The sequence below is a fragment of the Phytobacter sp. genome, from assembly GCF_059074235.1.
In genome coordinates this window covers 843578-859044 of sequence record NZ_JCACPZ010000004.1, presented here as the reverse complement: position 1 = coordinate 859044, position 15467 = coordinate 843578, and the positions used below count along the sequence as shown (strand labels likewise).

Annotated in this window: 15 protein-coding genes; 6 read left to right on the top strand and 9 right to left on the bottom strand. The window is 55.3% G+C overall.

What is annotated here, in order from left to right:
* Nucleotides 1-65: 65 nt before the first annotated feature.
* On the bottom strand, nt 66-1184 hold the full coding sequence (locus tag AC5JPW_RS08115; protein ID WP_494239433.1) for a YbdK family carboxylate-amine ligase: 1119 nt from the start codon (nt 1182-1184) through the stop codon (nt 66-68).
* Between the two features lie 69 nt (nt 1185-1253).
* Entirely contained in the window at nt 1254-2717 is a 1464-nt protein-coding gene (pdxR, locus tag AC5JPW_RS08110; RefSeq protein ID WP_494239432.1) for a MocR-like pyridoxine biosynthesis transcription factor PdxR, read from the bottom strand.
* A gap of 235 nt (nt 2718-2952) precedes the next feature.
* Here pdxR and AC5JPW_RS08105 point away from each other — a divergent pair, with 235 nt between their 5' ends.
* From AC5JPW_RS08105 to AC5JPW_RS08090, 4 genes are read left to right on the top strand one after another with little or no spacing between them, the layout of a single operon-like run.
* Nucleotides 2953-3801: a transporter substrate-binding domain-containing protein gene (locus tag AC5JPW_RS08105; RefSeq protein ID WP_494239430.1), complete on the top strand. Its 849-nt coding sequence runs from the start codon at nt 2953-2955 to the stop codon at nt 3799-3801.
* Between the two features lie 45 nt (nt 3802-3846).
* Entirely contained in the window at nt 3847-4488 is a 642-nt protein-coding gene (locus AC5JPW_RS08100; RefSeq protein WP_494239429.1) for an amino acid ABC transporter permease, read from the top strand.
* Nucleotides 4489-4502: 14 nt separating this feature from the next.
* Nucleotides 4503-5168: an amino acid ABC transporter permease gene (locus AC5JPW_RS08095; RefSeq protein WP_494239427.1), complete on the top strand. Its 666-nt coding sequence runs from the start codon at nt 4503-4505 to the stop codon at nt 5166-5168.
* On the top strand, nt 5161-5922 hold the full coding sequence (locus tag AC5JPW_RS08090) for an amino acid ABC transporter ATP-binding protein (protein WP_494239426.1): 762 nt from the start codon (nt 5161-5163) through the stop codon (nt 5920-5922). Before AC5JPW_RS08095 ends, AC5JPW_RS08090 begins: the two co-directional genes overlap by 8 nt.
* Before the next feature lie 55 nt (nt 5923-5977).
* On the opposite strand, the gene AC5JPW_RS08085 is transcribed toward AC5JPW_RS08090, so the two are convergent.
* Nucleotides 5978-6745: an SDR family NAD(P)-dependent oxidoreductase gene (locus AC5JPW_RS08085; protein WP_494239424.1), complete on the bottom strand. Its 768-nt coding sequence runs from the start codon at nt 6743-6745 to the stop codon at nt 5978-5980.
* 182 nt (nt 6746-6927) lie between these two features.
* Here AC5JPW_RS08085 and AC5JPW_RS08080 point away from each other — a divergent pair, with 182 nt between their 5' ends.
* Nucleotides 6928-8268: an aspartate aminotransferase family protein gene (locus AC5JPW_RS08080; protein ID WP_494239423.1), complete on the top strand. Its 1341-nt coding sequence runs from the start codon at nt 6928-6930 to the stop codon at nt 8266-8268.
* A gap of 49 nt (nt 8269-8317) precedes the next feature.
* Here AC5JPW_RS08080 and AC5JPW_RS08075 read toward each other — a convergent pair whose 3' ends face one another.
* From AC5JPW_RS08075 to AC5JPW_RS08055, 5 genes are all read right to left on the bottom strand, one after another.
* Nucleotides 8318-9022 carry an ABC transporter ATP-binding protein gene (locus tag AC5JPW_RS08075; protein WP_494239422.1) on the bottom strand — a complete coding sequence of 235 codons (705 nt, stop codon included), beginning with the start codon at nt 9020-9022 and terminating at the stop codon, nt 8318-8320.
* Nucleotides 9009-9845 (bottom strand): ABC transporter ATP-binding protein, encoded by an 837-nt coding sequence (locus AC5JPW_RS08070; protein ID WP_494239421.1) that lies wholly within the window; start codon nt 9843-9845, stop codon nt 9009-9011. Before AC5JPW_RS08070 ends, AC5JPW_RS08075 begins: the two co-directional genes overlap by 14 nt.
* On the bottom strand, nt 9838-10671 hold the full coding sequence (locus AC5JPW_RS08065) for an ABC transporter permease (protein ID WP_494239420.1): 834 nt from the start codon (nt 10669-10671) through the stop codon (nt 9838-9840). Before AC5JPW_RS08065 ends, AC5JPW_RS08070 begins: the two co-directional genes overlap by 8 nt.
* A complete protein-coding gene (locus AC5JPW_RS08060) occupies nt 10671-11693 on the bottom strand; it encodes an ABC transporter permease (protein ID WP_494239418.1) in 1023 nt (340 codons plus the stop codon). The genes AC5JPW_RS08065 and AC5JPW_RS08060 overlap by 1 nt, the downstream gene beginning before the upstream one ends.
* A 69-nt stretch (nt 11694-11762) precedes the next feature.
* On the bottom strand, nt 11763-13331 hold the full coding sequence (locus AC5JPW_RS08055; RefSeq protein ID WP_494239416.1) for an ABC transporter substrate-binding protein: 1569 nt from the start codon (nt 13329-13331) through the stop codon (nt 11763-11765).
* A gap of 371 nt (nt 13332-13702) precedes the next feature.
* On the opposite strand from AC5JPW_RS08055, the gene AC5JPW_RS08050 reads away from it, so the two are divergent.
* Nucleotides 13703-13855 carry a Hok/Gef family protein gene (locus tag AC5JPW_RS08050; RefSeq protein WP_494239415.1) on the top strand — a complete coding sequence of 51 codons (153 nt, stop codon included), beginning with the start codon at nt 13703-13705 and terminating at the stop codon, nt 13853-13855.
* Nucleotides 13856-13923: 68 nt separating this feature from the next.
* Here the strand turns inward: AC5JPW_RS08050 and AC5JPW_RS08045 are convergent, their stop codons facing one another.
* The gene (locus AC5JPW_RS08045) at nt 13924-15435 is read right to left on the bottom strand and encodes an FGGY family carbohydrate kinase (protein WP_494239414.1); all 1512 of its coding nucleotides are present in this window, start codon (nt 15433-15435) and stop codon (nt 13924-13926) included.
* Nucleotides 15436-15467: the final 32 nt, after the last annotated feature.

Here is a 15467-nt window from a genome sequence, read left to right as displayed (position 1 = left end):
TAATCGCGTGTTAAAAGCAGCATTGTCAGGGAAAGTGCCCCCTGGTGCAATCTCCCTGCGTGTTGCTAACTCGCGGCCCAGATTTCGGTATGCTTTTGTACCAAACCTATCAGTGAACCGCCGTCAGCGACAAAATCCCGCATCAGTTGCGCTTCGCTTTTCCCTCGCTTCACAAAATAACCCAGTTCCGTAATTGCGCTGCCAGCGTTCAGTTTGTCGGCCCAGGGGGCCACTTTTTCCAGCATCCGCTCAATGTCATCGGCAATGCGGCACTGAACGCCAGTGTGGACATCGGTAATCACGCCATCCAGCCCAAAGCGACAGGCCTGAAAACGGTTGAATTTATACAGCAGATAATCGCGTTCCTGATGTTTGTAGGGACGCTCAGACAGTAGCCAGTGTGCAATCGCCTGAATAAACCCGGCCATGTTGATGGCATGAGACAGCGTCAGGGGAGTGTCCATTACCCGCACTTCGACGGTACCAAAATGGGGACTGGGACGAATATCCCAGTGCAAATCTTTGATGCTCTCAATCATGCTGGTGTAGCTCAGGCGGCGAAACAGCCCTTCAAACTCCTGCCAGTTGCTGACCCAGGGCATTGGACCGTTGTCCGGGAAAGAGGAGAAGATATTCAGACGCGATGAGGCAAAACGGGTATCCGTACGCTGCATATAAGGAGATGCGGCGCTGAGCGCAATAAAGTGCGGCACAAAGCGCGACAGGCCATGCAGCAGATAGATGGCGTCATCGCCATTCGGGCAACCCACATGCACATGCTGGCCAAAGACCGTCGCCTGCTGCATCAGATAACCAAACATCTCCAGCGTGCGGAAATAGCGCTCGTCTTTGCTAATCTCCTGGCGCTGCCAGTTCTGAAACGGATGAGTCCCGCCACCACAAATGCCCACATGGTGGGTATTGGCCGCTTGCAAAATGATCTGCTGCATGGTGGAAAACTGGTTGGCAGCCTGATTGATATCTTTGCAAACCCCGGTGGCAATCTCCAGCATGCTTTCGGTGATGTCGTGCTTCACTTCACCGGTTTTGACCTGAGATTTCACCGCGTCAATGAGCGATGAAGAGTCCTGACTCAGATCGTAACCCGGAGGGTTAACCACCTGTAATTCAAGCTCTATGCCCAGGGTAAAGGGATCGGAAACGTGAAAATCGGGTAGGGGCATACTCTCTATCCTTTCCATGTGAGGTTTCAGATAAGTATAGGCATGCCCGGCCAACCCGGCTCGTGGGGGTTATCCGAGTTGTGCTAACTGACCACGCAGCACTTCTACCCCCGGCACAATGGCATCCGGGTTAATGGCGTGAAATCCCATGCGGAAGAAATTATCCGGCGGAGCGCCGTCAAGGAAATGGCGGGCACCGGGCTCAATCAATACCCCGGCATGAGCCGCGCGCCAGGTCAGTTGCTGGGTGCTGATGTGCTCTGGCGTACTCAGCCAGAAAGCGTTGGCATGCTCGCTGCCGCCAAAGGTTTTGCACTCAGGCAGATAAATGCGCAGCGCATCGTGCAGCCGGTCCCAGCGCCGTGCGGAATCGTCATGGTAGCGGCGCAGATGGGTTTCGTAATGACCCTGCGCGAGGAAGTGGGCCATCTGATACTGGATGTTGGTCGGCGGATGGCGGTAGACCAGGCGACGCAGAGCACGAGCCTCATCAATAATTTCCGGAGCAGCGACCATATACCCGAGCCTAAGGCCAGGGGACAGCGCCTTAGAGAGGCTGCTGACGTAAATCACCCGCCCGCTACGGTCGCTGGCTTTGAGCGCGGGCAGGGGGTTTTGCGTGAAATTACTCTCCGAATCGTAATCGTCTTCAATGATCACTGCATCGTGGCGCGCAGCATAATCCAGTAACTGCACGCGACGTGCTTTGCTCATGGTGACGCCCGTTGGCACCTGGTGACCAGGTGTGACGTAATAGTAATCACAGGGTGTTTCGCCCAACACAATGCCTTCTTCGTCCACCGGATGAGGCACAATCTGCGGCTCACTGAGCAGGAACGTATTAATCGCCTCGCGAAAACCGGGGTTCTCCACCGCGACACGGGTCTGGCGAGACATCAACAGGCGGGTCAATAAATAGAGGGCGTTCTGCGATCCCAGAGTGATGAGAATTTCATCTGGCGCGGCGACGATGCCCCTTTTCGGCAGCACTCGTGTGCGGATCTGTTCAATCAGCATCGGCACGTCCTGATCAATATGATCGATGACCCATGCCGGATCGCGCACCCCGCCGTGCAGCCAGTTTGCCGATGCGCGCCAGGTCGCCAGTGGGAACTGCTGGGTGTCAGGCTGACCGTAAATAAAGGGGTAGCGATAGTGCATCCAGCCAGCGGGTTTGAGGATGGACTCCTGCTGACTTGGCGTGATGTGCAGACGCTTGCCCCAATGTGGTGCACCGCTTTCGCATTCGGGTGCACTCTGGGAGACATTTTGTCCTGCGCCATAATAATCCGGGTGCAGGTAGTAGCCGCTGCGTGGGCGGCTCACCAGATAGCCTTCGTTAACCAGGCTTTCGAAAACCAACGCGGTCGTATTACGTGAGACATTGAGCTGTCCCGCCAGCTGTCGGCAGGAGGGGAGTGGCGTTTCCGCGGGGAAAATGCCGCTCAGAATGGCGTTAATCAGCGATTCACGAACTTGTTCCTGTAATCCACGTTGACCGTCGAAATTGACATGCATCAGGTGACGAATCATGTTGCTCTCCCCCAGAGATATATCATGATTACAATTCAGCAAATTCCATACCAGCTCTTGTGCATCTGACACAGACATTGCCGAAATCTGGCTCTATTCAGAAATCAAGAAGCCTCCCTATTGTAAAAACGCAGTCACAACATTCCGGGTGAAAAACACATTCGGCATATTTATTGCAACGATTCCAGCACGACGGGAATGTACCGGCCAGGCATGTTTAATTAAGGGTAGAGAAATGAAAAAAGTATTCGGCAAATATTGTCTTGCAGCCATGCTCTCTTTGGCTTTCTCTTTACACGCAGTCGCAGCGGATTTACCCGAAATCGAAAAAACCGGCACGATGAAAGTCGCGACGGAAGATGACTATGCACCGTTTAACTTTATGACCAACGGACAGACGGACGGTTTTAACAAAGATATGCTCGACGAATTTCGTAAATATGCGAAATTCAATATCACGCAAAGTATTTTACCCTGGACTGGGCTACTCGCCTCTGTCTCAACAGGGCAATATGATATGGCTTTAACCGGTGCCGTTATTACTGACGAGCGTCTCAACGTATTTAATTTCACTCCACCATGGGCCTCTGCGCAGCACTATTTCGTGAAGCGTGCAGATGATAAATCCCTGAACACTATTGCCGACCTGAGCGGTAAAAAAGTGGGCGTTCAGGCGGGCAGTGCGCTGCTGGCTCGTCTGCCAGAACTGAAAGCGATGCTGGAGAAAACCGGTGGCAAATTAGGGCCGGTTGTTGAGTACCAGTCTTACCCGGAAGCCTATGCGGATCTGGCCAACAAGCGTGTGGATTACGTGATTAACGTGGTCATCTCAGTGAACGACCTGGTCAAAGCGAAACCGAAAGTGTTTGCCAAAGGTCTGGCTGTATCGGGACCGGGTTACATGGCTTGGCCGATTCCGAAAAACTCCCCGGAATTACTGGCTTACATGACCAAATTTATGAACCACATGACCGAAACCGGCAAGCTGGCTGAGTTGCAGAAAAAATGGTTCGGTGAAACCTACGATATGCCGAAAGAGCCTATCACCAATGCTGAGCAGTTCCATAAGTTAGCGGGTTTCTAAGTTCAATGCGGCGGGTAACCGCCGCCTGTTAAAGAAGGAGGGCTTATGGATTCAATGGCCTGGCAGTTACTGATTGAAGGCGCATGGACGACCCTCTGGATCTCGGGCGTGGCGATTGCGTTCGGGGTGGTGATAGGGCTGGTGATTGCTTTCATCCGCATGATGAAAATACCCGTCGTCGATCAGGTGCTGGTGGTGTATATCAGTTTGGCCCGTGCGACACCGCTGGTGACGCTGGTGTTATTCCTCTTTTTGTCCCTGCCGACCCTCGGCATCAATATGGATAAAACGCTGGCGGCGATTGTCGCGCTGACGTTAAACACCTCGGCCTTTAATGCCGAAATCTGGCGTAACGCTTTTCGTAATTTCCCGCGTGAACAGCGCGAAGCCGCAGAGTCTGTTGGCATGCGTCGCTGGACCTATTTTCGTTACATCATGCTGCCGCAGATGTGGATAGAAAGCCTGCCCGCACTGGTGAACGAAATGTCTTTTCTTATTAAAGGAAGCCCGGCGATTGCGGTGATTGGGGTCGTGGACCTGACCCGTGTAACCAACCGTATCTCTTCAGTTACCTATGAACCGCTGTCGCCGATCCTGGCGGCCGGACTGTTGTATGTCGTCATTATCGGTCTGCTGCTGAAATTCCAGAGCATGGCGGAACGCAAAGCGAAGCGCCTGGCGCGGTAAGAGCAGGAGGATGTATGAATCAGTGGGGCATTATCTGGTCAGCGCGTGAGAGTTTTTTTAACGGCCTGCTGGCAACACTTGAGCTGTTTATTATTGCTGCTGTTGTCGGGTTATTCATCGGTATTCTTCTTTGCTACGTGATGGAATATCAAAATCGCCTGATTGACAGAGTGATTATTGGATTTGTCAGTTTAATGCGTGCCGTTCCCTTTTTGATCCTGGCCTACTTACTCTATTATGGACTGCCAGAATTGGGCATCAGTATGGAAGCCTGGACGGCCGGGTTAGTGGCGTTAATTATTTACCACGGTGCGTACTTCTTTGAAATATTACGTAGCCAGCGAAGGATATTTTCTGCGGGTTATATTGAAGCCGCCGTGTCACAAGGTTTTTCACGCTATAAAATATTCAAGCGCATTGTACTGCCGAATATTTTCTCCTCTGCACTGCCGTTAATGGGCAATCAGCTTATTATTTGCCTGAAAGACACCGCGTTCCTGTGCATTATTACTGTTCAGGAGATAACCGCCGCCGCGAATGGTGTGCAGTCCACCTACTTTATTCCCTTCAATGCCTTTATCGTCGCGATTGCGTTGTACTGGGGCATCAGCATTTTACTTGAACTGATGATTAAACGTCTGAGTCACTATGGCGCGAAACGAGGAATGACCCATGCCTGAATCAAGTGCGGTGAGCATCAAAAATCTGTCCAAGCAGTTTGATAACGTCGAAGTGCTGCGGGACATCAACCTGACGGTGGAAAAGGGCACGGTAGTCAGCATTCTGGGCTCATCTGGCTCCGGAAAATCCACGCTGCTGCGCTGCATGAACTGGCTGGAGCAGCCAGATCGCGGCGAAGTACACATCAGCGGTCAGCGTATTGGTGTGGACGCCAGCACTGGCAAGGCGATGTCACACAAAGATCTGTCCAAAGTGCGCGAGCGTGTGGGGATGGTGTTTCAGAGCTTTAATCTGTGGCCGCATTTAACCGTACTGCAAAACGTCAGCGAAGCGCTGGTGCATGTTAAAGGGATGAAACGCGATGCGGCGGAGGAGATTGCCCGTGTTCAACTGGAAAAGGTGGGGATGAGCCATAAAACCGGCGTCTATCCGATTACCCTGTCGGGCGGGCAGAAACAGCGCGTGGCGATTGCCCGCTCGCTGGCCATGTCGCCGGAAGTGATTTTATTTGATGAACCGACCTCTGCGTTGGATCCTGAGCTGGTCAACGAAGTGCTCGGTGTGATGAAGAACCTTGCCGCCGAGGGGTACACGATGGTGGTGGTAACCCACGAGATGGATTTTGCCCGTCAGGTGTCCGATGAAGTGGTGTTTTTAGAGAAAGGATTGTTGATTGAGAAAGCGCCACCGGAGAAGTTCTTCACCAATCCGGATTCGGACAGGGTAAGGAAGTTTTTGCAGTCGAGTCGTTAGTACACTCACCCTCTCCCTTTCAGGGAGAGGGCCGGGGTTAGGGTGAGGGGAAACCTCAATCCCGATCAATCGCAAACGGCTGCCAGGCCTGGCGCACCGGCATCACTTCCACACGGTTTATATTCATATGATCCGGCAGAGTGGCAACGTAGAACATCTGCTCGGCGATATCCAGCGCGCTCAGCGGCGTGGTGCCCCGGTACAAATTATCTGACGCCGCCTGGTCACCCTTGGTGCGCACCAGCGTAAATTCTGTCTCGGCAATGCCTGGTGCCAGATCCGTTACACGAACCCCGGTTCCCAATAAATCGCAACGCAGGTTGTAGCTGAACTGCTTCACAAAAGCTTTGGTCGCGCCATAGACATGGCTACCCGGATACGGCCACTGCCCGGCAATCGAACCGATGTTAATGATGCTTGCACCGGCACCGTGCTGAATCAGCGTTGGCAGCAGGGCGTGGGTCACGTTGACCAGCCCGGTCACGTTAGTGTCGATCATCGTCTGCCAGTCTTCCAGATCGACTTTCTGTGCAGGCTGCGGTGCAAGGGCAAGCCCTGCGTTATTAATAAGCGTAGTGACATCGGCAAATTCGGCTGGAAGCGAGGCGACGGCCTGCTTCACCGCGTCTTTATCACGCACATCAAGTTCAATAATGTGAACGGGCACCCGTCCTTCCAGAGAATCCTTTAACGCTTCCAGGCGCGCCAGACGACGCCCGCTCAACACTAAAGACCAGCCTGCATTGGCAAAAACGTGGGCGGCGGCTTCGCCGAACCCGGAGGTTGCGCCGGTAATAAAGACCACTTTGTTTACATTCGTCATTTCATGCTCCTGTACGGGTTTCGTTGACCACTATAAAAACGCGCGCGCGACCGATACAGAGCCAGTTAACAGAACATTGTGTGACACCTGTGTCACAAGTCGCTAACACGACTGGCTCTACCCCCTCGTAAACGTCACGCCGCATGATGACTTCAACAACAACGGTATGAGAGGAGCAGGACATGAAACTGGCACTTCAGAGCGAGATGGCGATAACCAATGATGACGTACGTCAGCTGGACCGTTCGTATGTATTTCATTCATGGTCGATGCAGGGCAACCTCAATCCAATGGTGATTGCTGGTGCCAAAGGCTGTGAACTGTGGGATTACGATGGCAACACGTATCTGGACTTCAGTAGCCAACTGGTCAACGTCAATATCGGTTACCAGCACCCGCGTGTTCTGGCCGCCATGAAGGCGCAACTGGAAGAGCTAACCACCATTGCTCCGGCGACGGCAAACCTGGCGCGCGGTGAAGCGGCAAAGCGCATTGTCGATCTGGCTCCGGAAGGATTCAGCAAGGTGTTCTTTACGAACGCGGGCGCTGACGCCAACGAAAACGCCATGCGTATGGCACGTATGTATACCGGTCGCGACAAGATTTTCTCGGCCTATCGTTCCTATCATGGCAATACCGGCAGCGCGATTGTGGCGACCGGGGACTGGCGTCGTGTACCGAATGAATATGCCCGTGGGCATGTGCATTTCTTTAACCCGTACCTGTATCGCAGCGAATTTAATGCCACGACGGAAGCAGAAGAGTGTCAGCGTGCGCTTCACCACCTGCGCCGCATGATTGAGTCTGAAGGCCCGACCTCCATTGCCGCTATCTTGCTGGAGTCAGTACCCGGTACAGCAGGCGTTCTGGTGCCGCCGAAGGGCTATATGCAGGGGGTGCGAGCACTCGCTGACGAGTTCGGTATTATCCTGATTGTCGATGAAGTGATGGCGGGCTTTGGTCGTACCGGCAGTTGGTTCGCCTTCGAACAGGACGGCATTGTGCCGGATCTCATTACCTTCGCCAAAGGGGTTAACGCCGGTTATGTTCCTGCGGGTGGGGTGATCATTTCTGAAAAAATTGCCCACTACTTTGATGACCATTTCTTTGCTGGCGGCCTGACCTATTCCGGCCATCCTCTGGCGATGTCGGCGATTGTTGCCACGCTGGACGCAATGAAAGACGAAAAAGTTGTGGAAAATGCGGCGACCATCGGCAATGGCGTGCTGCGTTCTGGCCTCGATGCGCTGGCCGCGAAATATGCGCTGATTGGCGACGTGCGCGGTCGTGGCATGTTCCAGGCACTCGAACTGGTCACTGACCGGCGCAGTAAAGCTCCGGTGGCTGCCGCCGATATGGGGGCCATCAAAAGCGCGCTGGTCAACGCAGGCCTGCTGCCTTTCGTAGTGGAAAACCGGATCCACGTGGTACCGCCATGCACCATCAGCGCAGCAGAAGTGGAAAAAGGGCTGGCGATTCTTGACCGCGTGCTGGGGCAATTTAGTGGTCTGGCGAAGCAATAAGTTCTGATTTCTGCGTATTAATAAGCGGCATCAAATGATGCCGCATTTCTTACCCCATCCGGTGCTCGCCGCGCACCAGTGCATCCCGGTCAAAAAAGCGCTCAATCTTCCCGTTTGCCATAAAGGCTGCCCGGTCAGACATATGGGCAATCACATCGGCGTCGTGACTTACCAGCAGGTAGCTCATGCCATGCTCTGCTTTAAGGCGGTTGAGCAGGTTAAGAATTTCCGCCTGCACTGACATATCCAGCGCGGAAGTGGGTTCGTCGAGCAGCAAAATCTGCGGGTGCAGTAACAACGCCCGGGCGATGGCGACGCGCTGACGTTGCCCGCCAGAGAGCTGGTGGGGGAACCGACGCGCTGCATCAGCTGGTAATCCAACCTGCTCCAGAGCCGTTTTTACCTTTTGCTCAATTTCCTTCTCGCCGTGAATTTTTAACGGTTCGGCGAGGGTGCGATACAGCGTGTGATTCGGGTGCAGTGAGGCGTATGGGTCCTGAAACACCATCTGCACATTGCGCCGCAGGCTACCCTGAAAACGGGTTTGCGCTTTTATCGGGTTGCCCAACAGCGACACCTCACCTTGCCACTCTCGCTGTAGACCCGCCAGCACCCGCAGTAGGGTGGATTTACCGCAGCCGGATGCGCCAATAAGGCTAAAAGTTTCCCCTTTTTCGACGGCAAAGCTGGCGTCTGACACCACGGTTTTTTCACCGAAACTGACCTTCAGACCGCGAATATCAACGACTGCCATTATTCACCTCGCTAAACGACTGGCTGCGATCAAGGGTGGGGAGCATCTGACCGTAAGTGTCCGCGCCAGGCCGACAGGTCCAGAGCGTACGCGTATAGGGATGTTGTGCACTGGGCAATTCTGGAGCGGGCATGGCGTCCACGCACTCTCCCTGGTACATCACCATCACGCGGTGACAGTGCTGCGCCACCAGCGGCAGGTCGTGGCTGATTAAGAGCATCGCCATTTGCCGCTGCTCGCACTGAGTGACCAGCAGTTCCAGAATCTGGTTGCGTAGCCTGGCGTCGAGCGCTGATGTCGGTTCATCGGCAATCAGCACTTTGGGGTCGTTGACCAGCGCGATAGCGATCATCACGCGTTGGCCCATGCCACCGGAGAGCTGACCGGGGTAGCGCTGCAAAACGGTGGGTTCGAGTTCAACCGCACGCAGTGCCTCGTTGATCTTCTCCAGCCGCTGCTTGCGGTTCAGGCGTTGATGCAACGTGAGCGCTTCATCAAGCTGAGCCAGGACGGTTTTGACCGGATTGAGCGCGTAACGCGGGTCCTGCAACACCATGGCAATGCCGTTACCGCGCAGATCGCGCCAACCCTTTGGGGTCAGCGTTCGGAGATCCTGCCCCAGCACGTTTAATTCCGTGGCGCTGACTTTTCCCGGCTGACGCACCAGCCCCATCAGGGCACGAGCGGTCATCGATTTGCCGGAGCCGGACTCGCCGACCAGTGCGAGGCGTTCGTTCCCCAGCGTAAAGCTCAGGTTTTTCACCACCCGCGTACCAGGGTAGTCAATGTTCAGTCCCGATACCTGAACGCGTGTCTCAGTCATGTTGTGGCTCCAGTACATCACGCAGGCCATCGCCCAACAGGTTGAAGGCCAGACTCGCCAGCAGAATGACGGCACCGGGTGCCGCGGCAATCCACCATTGATCGAAAATGACCTGCATGCCGTCGGCGATCATTGCCCCCCATTCTGCCATGGGCGGACGGGCACCTAGCCCTAAGAAGCCCAGTCCGGCAGCGGCGAGAATGATGCCCGCCAGATCGAGCGCCAGGCGCACAATGGCAGACGGTAAGCAGAGCGGTAGAATGTGGCCAATCAATAAACGAGCGCCGCGAATGCCCATCATTTCAGCCGCCGCCAGATAATCACTATGCCTGAGCCGCTGGATCTCACTGCGTGCCTGGCGCGCATAGGCAGGCCAGGTGGTAAGCGCTAATGCCAGCGCACCGTTGACCAGACCCGGGCCGAGCATGGCGACAAAGGCAAATGCCAGAATCAGACGCGGCATCGACATCACCACGTCGGTAAAACGCATCAGAATGCGCTCCAGCCAGCCGCCGTAATAGCCGGATAAAATGCCAATCAGCAGGCCAGCGGGCAGGGTAATGACGGTGACCAGTGCTACCAGACCGAGTGCCGGGCGGGTGCCGTAAATCAGGCGTGAGAGCAGGTCTCGCCCGTAGCTGTCGGTACCCAACCAGTGTGCAGCGCTGGGGGCCTGCAGGCGTGAGGCGGCATCCTGCCAGTTAGGATCGAGCGGCGCTAACCACGGAGCAAAAAGAGCCAGCAGCAATAAGAGCACAACAATCAGCAGTCCAAGACAGGCGGCAGGGGAGCGGCGCAGACGGCGCAAAAAGAGAGACGTCGGCATCAGTGCACCCTCGGGTCAGTTAACCGTACCAGCAGGTCGGTCAGGTTATTGATCAACACAAAGCAGACGCCAATCACCAGCGTGCCGCCCATGATGGCGGTGGTGTCTCCGGCGAACAGCGCGGTCGTGAGGTAACGGCCAATGCCCGGCCAGGAGAAGACGGTCTCCGTCAGTACGGCCCCTTCAAGCATCCCGGTGTAGGCCAGCGCGACCACGGTCAACAAGGTGCCGCGAATGTTGGGCAACACGTGGCGCAGCAGAATTGTCATCTCCCCGGCCCCTTTGGCGCGCGCCAGCAGGATGTACTCTTTATTCATCTCGCCAAGGCAGGCTGAACGGGTAAGACGGGTAATGCTGGCAAGGGAGTAATAGGCCAGCAATAGCACCGGCAGAATCAGGTGGCTGATTGCATTTGTGAAGGCTTCGCGGTCACCAGAAAGCCAGGTATCAATCAGCGCAAAACCGGTGTGCGGCGTCACCGTGTACTGATAAATATCATCCAGACGCCCGGGGCCTGCGCTCCATTGCAGACGGGCATAAAATAGCGCCAGCATCAGCAGGCCAAGCCAGAAGATGGGCACTGAGTTACCCAGCAGGGTAAAGGTGCGTACTGCCAGATCCCAGGGCGACCCGGCGAAGCGGGCGCACAAAATTCCGGCGATAATGCCGAGCACGGTGCCAATAATCAATGCCAGGGTCGCCAGTTCAAGCGTGGCCGGGAAGGCGGAAAGCAAATCCTGCAACACTGGCTGCCCGGTGGCGCTGGCAGTGCCTAAATCGCCATGAAAAAGATTCAGCAGATAGTGCCAGAACTGCACCGGTAGCGGCTGATCCAGCCCAAGCTGGTGGCGAACCTGATCGTAGGTGGACTGGCTCGCGTGATCGCCGACGATTTGTAACACCCGGTCGACGGGGGAGAAGGCGGACAGCGAAAAGGTGACCAGTAAGAGGCCGAGAAGCGTCAGGGCGAGAGTGAGAAGGGCCTGTAAGGCGCGGATCACTCGGGGTGAAATAGCGGACATGAATGACTCATTGATAACGTCTGTCTGGAAAGTGCCCCTCATCCTGGCGGGTGAGGGGCATAACAAGAATTACTTGGTTACGCGGTCATACCAGACCATATCGGCATTCAGCCCCTGCTGGTAGCCCTTCACGTTGTCACGCACCACGATTTGAGTTTTACCCTGATCCACAAAGACATACGGCGATTTGTGCTGCAATTCCTGCTGCATAGTTTTGTAGAGATCCAGACGCTTAGCTGCATCCGGCTCAGCAACGGCCGCCAACGTGGCTTTGCTCAACTCTGGGATCTGCCAGCCGTTCAGACCGGCTACGGTGCTGGATTTGCCATCATTATAGGCAAAGGCACTGGCGTTGGAGTGGGCATCGAAGTAATCCGGGATCCACAAGCGAATGGCCGCCTGGTGCTGCTTGGCACGAACGCGGGCATAAACCTGGCTACCGGCAGCCGGTAACAGATCCACTTTGACACCACCCTGCGCAAAGCTTGCCTGCATTGACTGAGCAATGGTGATGAATGGCGGTTTGTTCTCTACGTCCAGCGTGAAGTGGGCGTCTTTAATCCCTGCTTTCGCCAGAATCTCTTTGGCTTTTGCCGGATCGAATTTAAACGGATTGTCTTCTAACGCACCCGGCAGACCGACCGGCAGGAAGCTTTGGTGCACAAAATACTGGCCTTTGAGCAAGTTTTTGGTGATGCCGTCATAGTCCACCAGCCAGCGCGACGCTTCCCAGAAGGCCGGGTTATTGAGCAGAGGATTAGCGCTGTTACCGGCGTTAAACACCAGGTAGTTCTGCTCGGCGGACGGAATACTCAGCACCTCAATGCCTTTTTTACCCGTCAGGGCGCTGATCTGATCGGCACCCAGGTCACGGGCCACATCCGCATCACCCTGTTCAATCAACAGGCGGCGTGAGGCCGGGTCCGGGACGTTCTTAATAATGATATTTTTCACTTTTGGCGCGCCACCCGGAGAGGTCGGGTTAGCGTCCAGTACGATGGCCTGGTGCGGTTGATAGACACGCATTTTAAAGGCGCCGCTGCCGGCGGAGTGCATCTTGAGCCAGGCGTTGCCAAAGTCATTGTCTTTCACATTGGCGCTGACCAGTTTCTCGTCAACGATCGAGGCAATCGGGGTAGACAAAATGTTCAGCGCCACCGCCGGGCTGACGTCTGCCGTCCAGTGTAACTGGAGAGTGTGGTCATCCACTTTCTTTAACTGGCTGGCGATGTTATCAGCCTGCCAACCCAGCACGTTCAAAATAAACGCCGGGGATTTGTTCATGGTGACCGCACGGGTGTACGAGAAAATCACATCGTCGGCACGCAGCGGATTGCCGGAGGCAAATTTGGCATTGCTTTTCAGCTTGATGGTCAGCGTTTTCGCCGCTGCATCGGCTTGCCAGCTTTCGGCCAGAATCGGGTTAATCTTTTCAGGGTTCTCACGGTCCGGCTGCACCAGGCGCTCATACAGGCTCGGCACGGTCTGAATGCTGGAAAGCTCATTGGCCTCTGCCGGGTCCAGACTGACGATATCGTCCAGGCCTTGCGCAACCACCAGGGTATCCGGCGGCGTTGCCGCATAGCTGGTGGCAGAGAGCAGCGTCATAATGACGAGAGACAGCAGTTTTTTGGTCATATGAGATCCCTGTAAAGTTAATTTTGAGTGATTATTTTGTAACGCTAAATTAGGCTGCTTCCGATTTTTCTTAAAGTTTAAATTCGTCTTTGTTTATGCACATAAGGCATAAGCCAGATGTTTTTGGCATGACACGGGCTTACGGGCTCTATTCCGAAAAAGAGAGATTGACTGGATATAAATACAGTTTTTAGTCGTGCCAGGAGAGTGAAGGGGATAGCATGCTCGCGGGTGCCTGAGGCTTTCTGAATCAGGCATTTGCAGGGTTCAGAAAGGTGAAAGCCCCAGGAGATAGTGTTATCAACCTGAGGCTTATCATCCAACCCTCGACAAGTTGGATGTTAGTCTCTTTTTTGCACGGAGGCAATGACATGCTGACAAAGTACGCCCTGGTGGCGATCGTGGTGCTGTGTATGACGGCACTGGGTTTCACGCTGTTGGTACGCGACTCACTTTGCGAGATGAGTTACAAGCAGCGTGGTATTGAGTTTAAAGCTAGTCTCGCTTACGAACCGAAGAAGTAGCTGACTTTTGCGGGGAGTCATCCCCGCAAATCATCTTGTCAGGCTGGAACCTCACGCACCCAAACTTTTTAGCTGGTCTGCATTTTCTGCGTGCGGGCCAGTTGCACTGCGCTTTGCCACTCGTGCCAGCGTTTTTGCAGTCTGCCGTGGCGCAGTGCATCCGGGGTAAAAGTGACATGTTCAGGAAGATACTGGCGCAACTGTTCGGTATCTACCTTTAACAGCGCCTTGCGCGCCAGCAGAGCGGCACCCATGGCCGAAAGCTCCGGCACGTCGCTGCGCATGACCGGGCAGCCGAGCAGGTCAGCCTGATACTGCATCAGCCAGTCGTTTTTAGTCGGGCCACCGTCGACCATCAGGGCTTTCAGCGCGAAATCACCGTGCTGGCGCATCGCCACCACCACATCCGCAATCTGATAGGTGATGGACTCCAGCGCCGCCCGCACTAAATGCGCGCGTTTCACGCCGCGGCTTAAACCATGGATCAGGCCGCGCGCATTTTCATCCCACCAGGGCGCTCCCAGTCCGGTTAGCGCAGGCACAAAGTATACGCCCAGGGTCGAATCCACCGAAGCCGGCAGCGTGTTCAGGGCCTGGGCGAGTTCTGCTTCCGGCAATTCACTCAGGCCGGTGCTTTCTGCCATCCAGGCCACCGCGTCCCCCGTGTGCGGAATATTGCCCTCCAGGCCATACACCAGTCTGTCGCCGTCGTGCCAGGCCACCGTGGTTGCCAGGGATTTGACGTCACATTGCGCCGACGTCACCGGGGCCATCACTGATGATCCGGTGCCGTAAGTGGCTTTTACGCAGCCCGCCGCACCCAGCCCGTGAGCGAAGAGGGCGGCATGAGAGTCGCCGATCATCGCCATCACCGGAATGCCGTCCGGAATACCGCTAAGCCCTTTGGTGTGACCGAAAAGTCCACTGGAAGGCCGGATCTCGGGTAATGCCTGACGCGGGATCTGGAAGAGCGCCAGCATTTCGGCATCCCAGTCTGCGGTGTTCAGGTTCAATAACTGGGTACGTGAGGCGTTGGAGTAATCGCAGCAAAACGCTTCGCCGCCCGTCAGATTCCACAGCAACCAACTGTCGATTGTGCCCAGGCAAATCTCACCCTGTTCAGCCAGTTCGCTGCCCCCAGGAACGGAGTCCAGCAGCCAGCACATTTTGGATGCTGAAAAGAGCGGGGCGACCGGCAAACCGGTTACGGCTTTAATCTGGCTCTCTTTCCCCTGCGCACGCAACGCATGACAAAAATCAGCGGTGCGCGAACATTGCCAGGTGATCGCCGGACCCAATGGCTGACCGCTTGCCCGGTACCAGCCCATCGCGGTTTCCCGCTGGTTGCTGACCGCCAGTGCCGCCACGCGTTCGGCACCTACGCGTTCAATAACCTGCTGTATCACCTCCAGCGAGGCAGCCAGCAGGGTTTCCCCGGACTGCTCCACCCAGCCTTCACGCGGCGTCTGGATGGTCAACGGCCGGGACGCTTTTGCTACCACCTGCCCGTTTTCATCCAGCGCAACGGCTTTGGCGTTGGTGGTCCCTTCATCAAGCGCGATAACAATATCTTTCGACATTCCCCTTTCTCCATCAGGCCCGGACGTGTGCA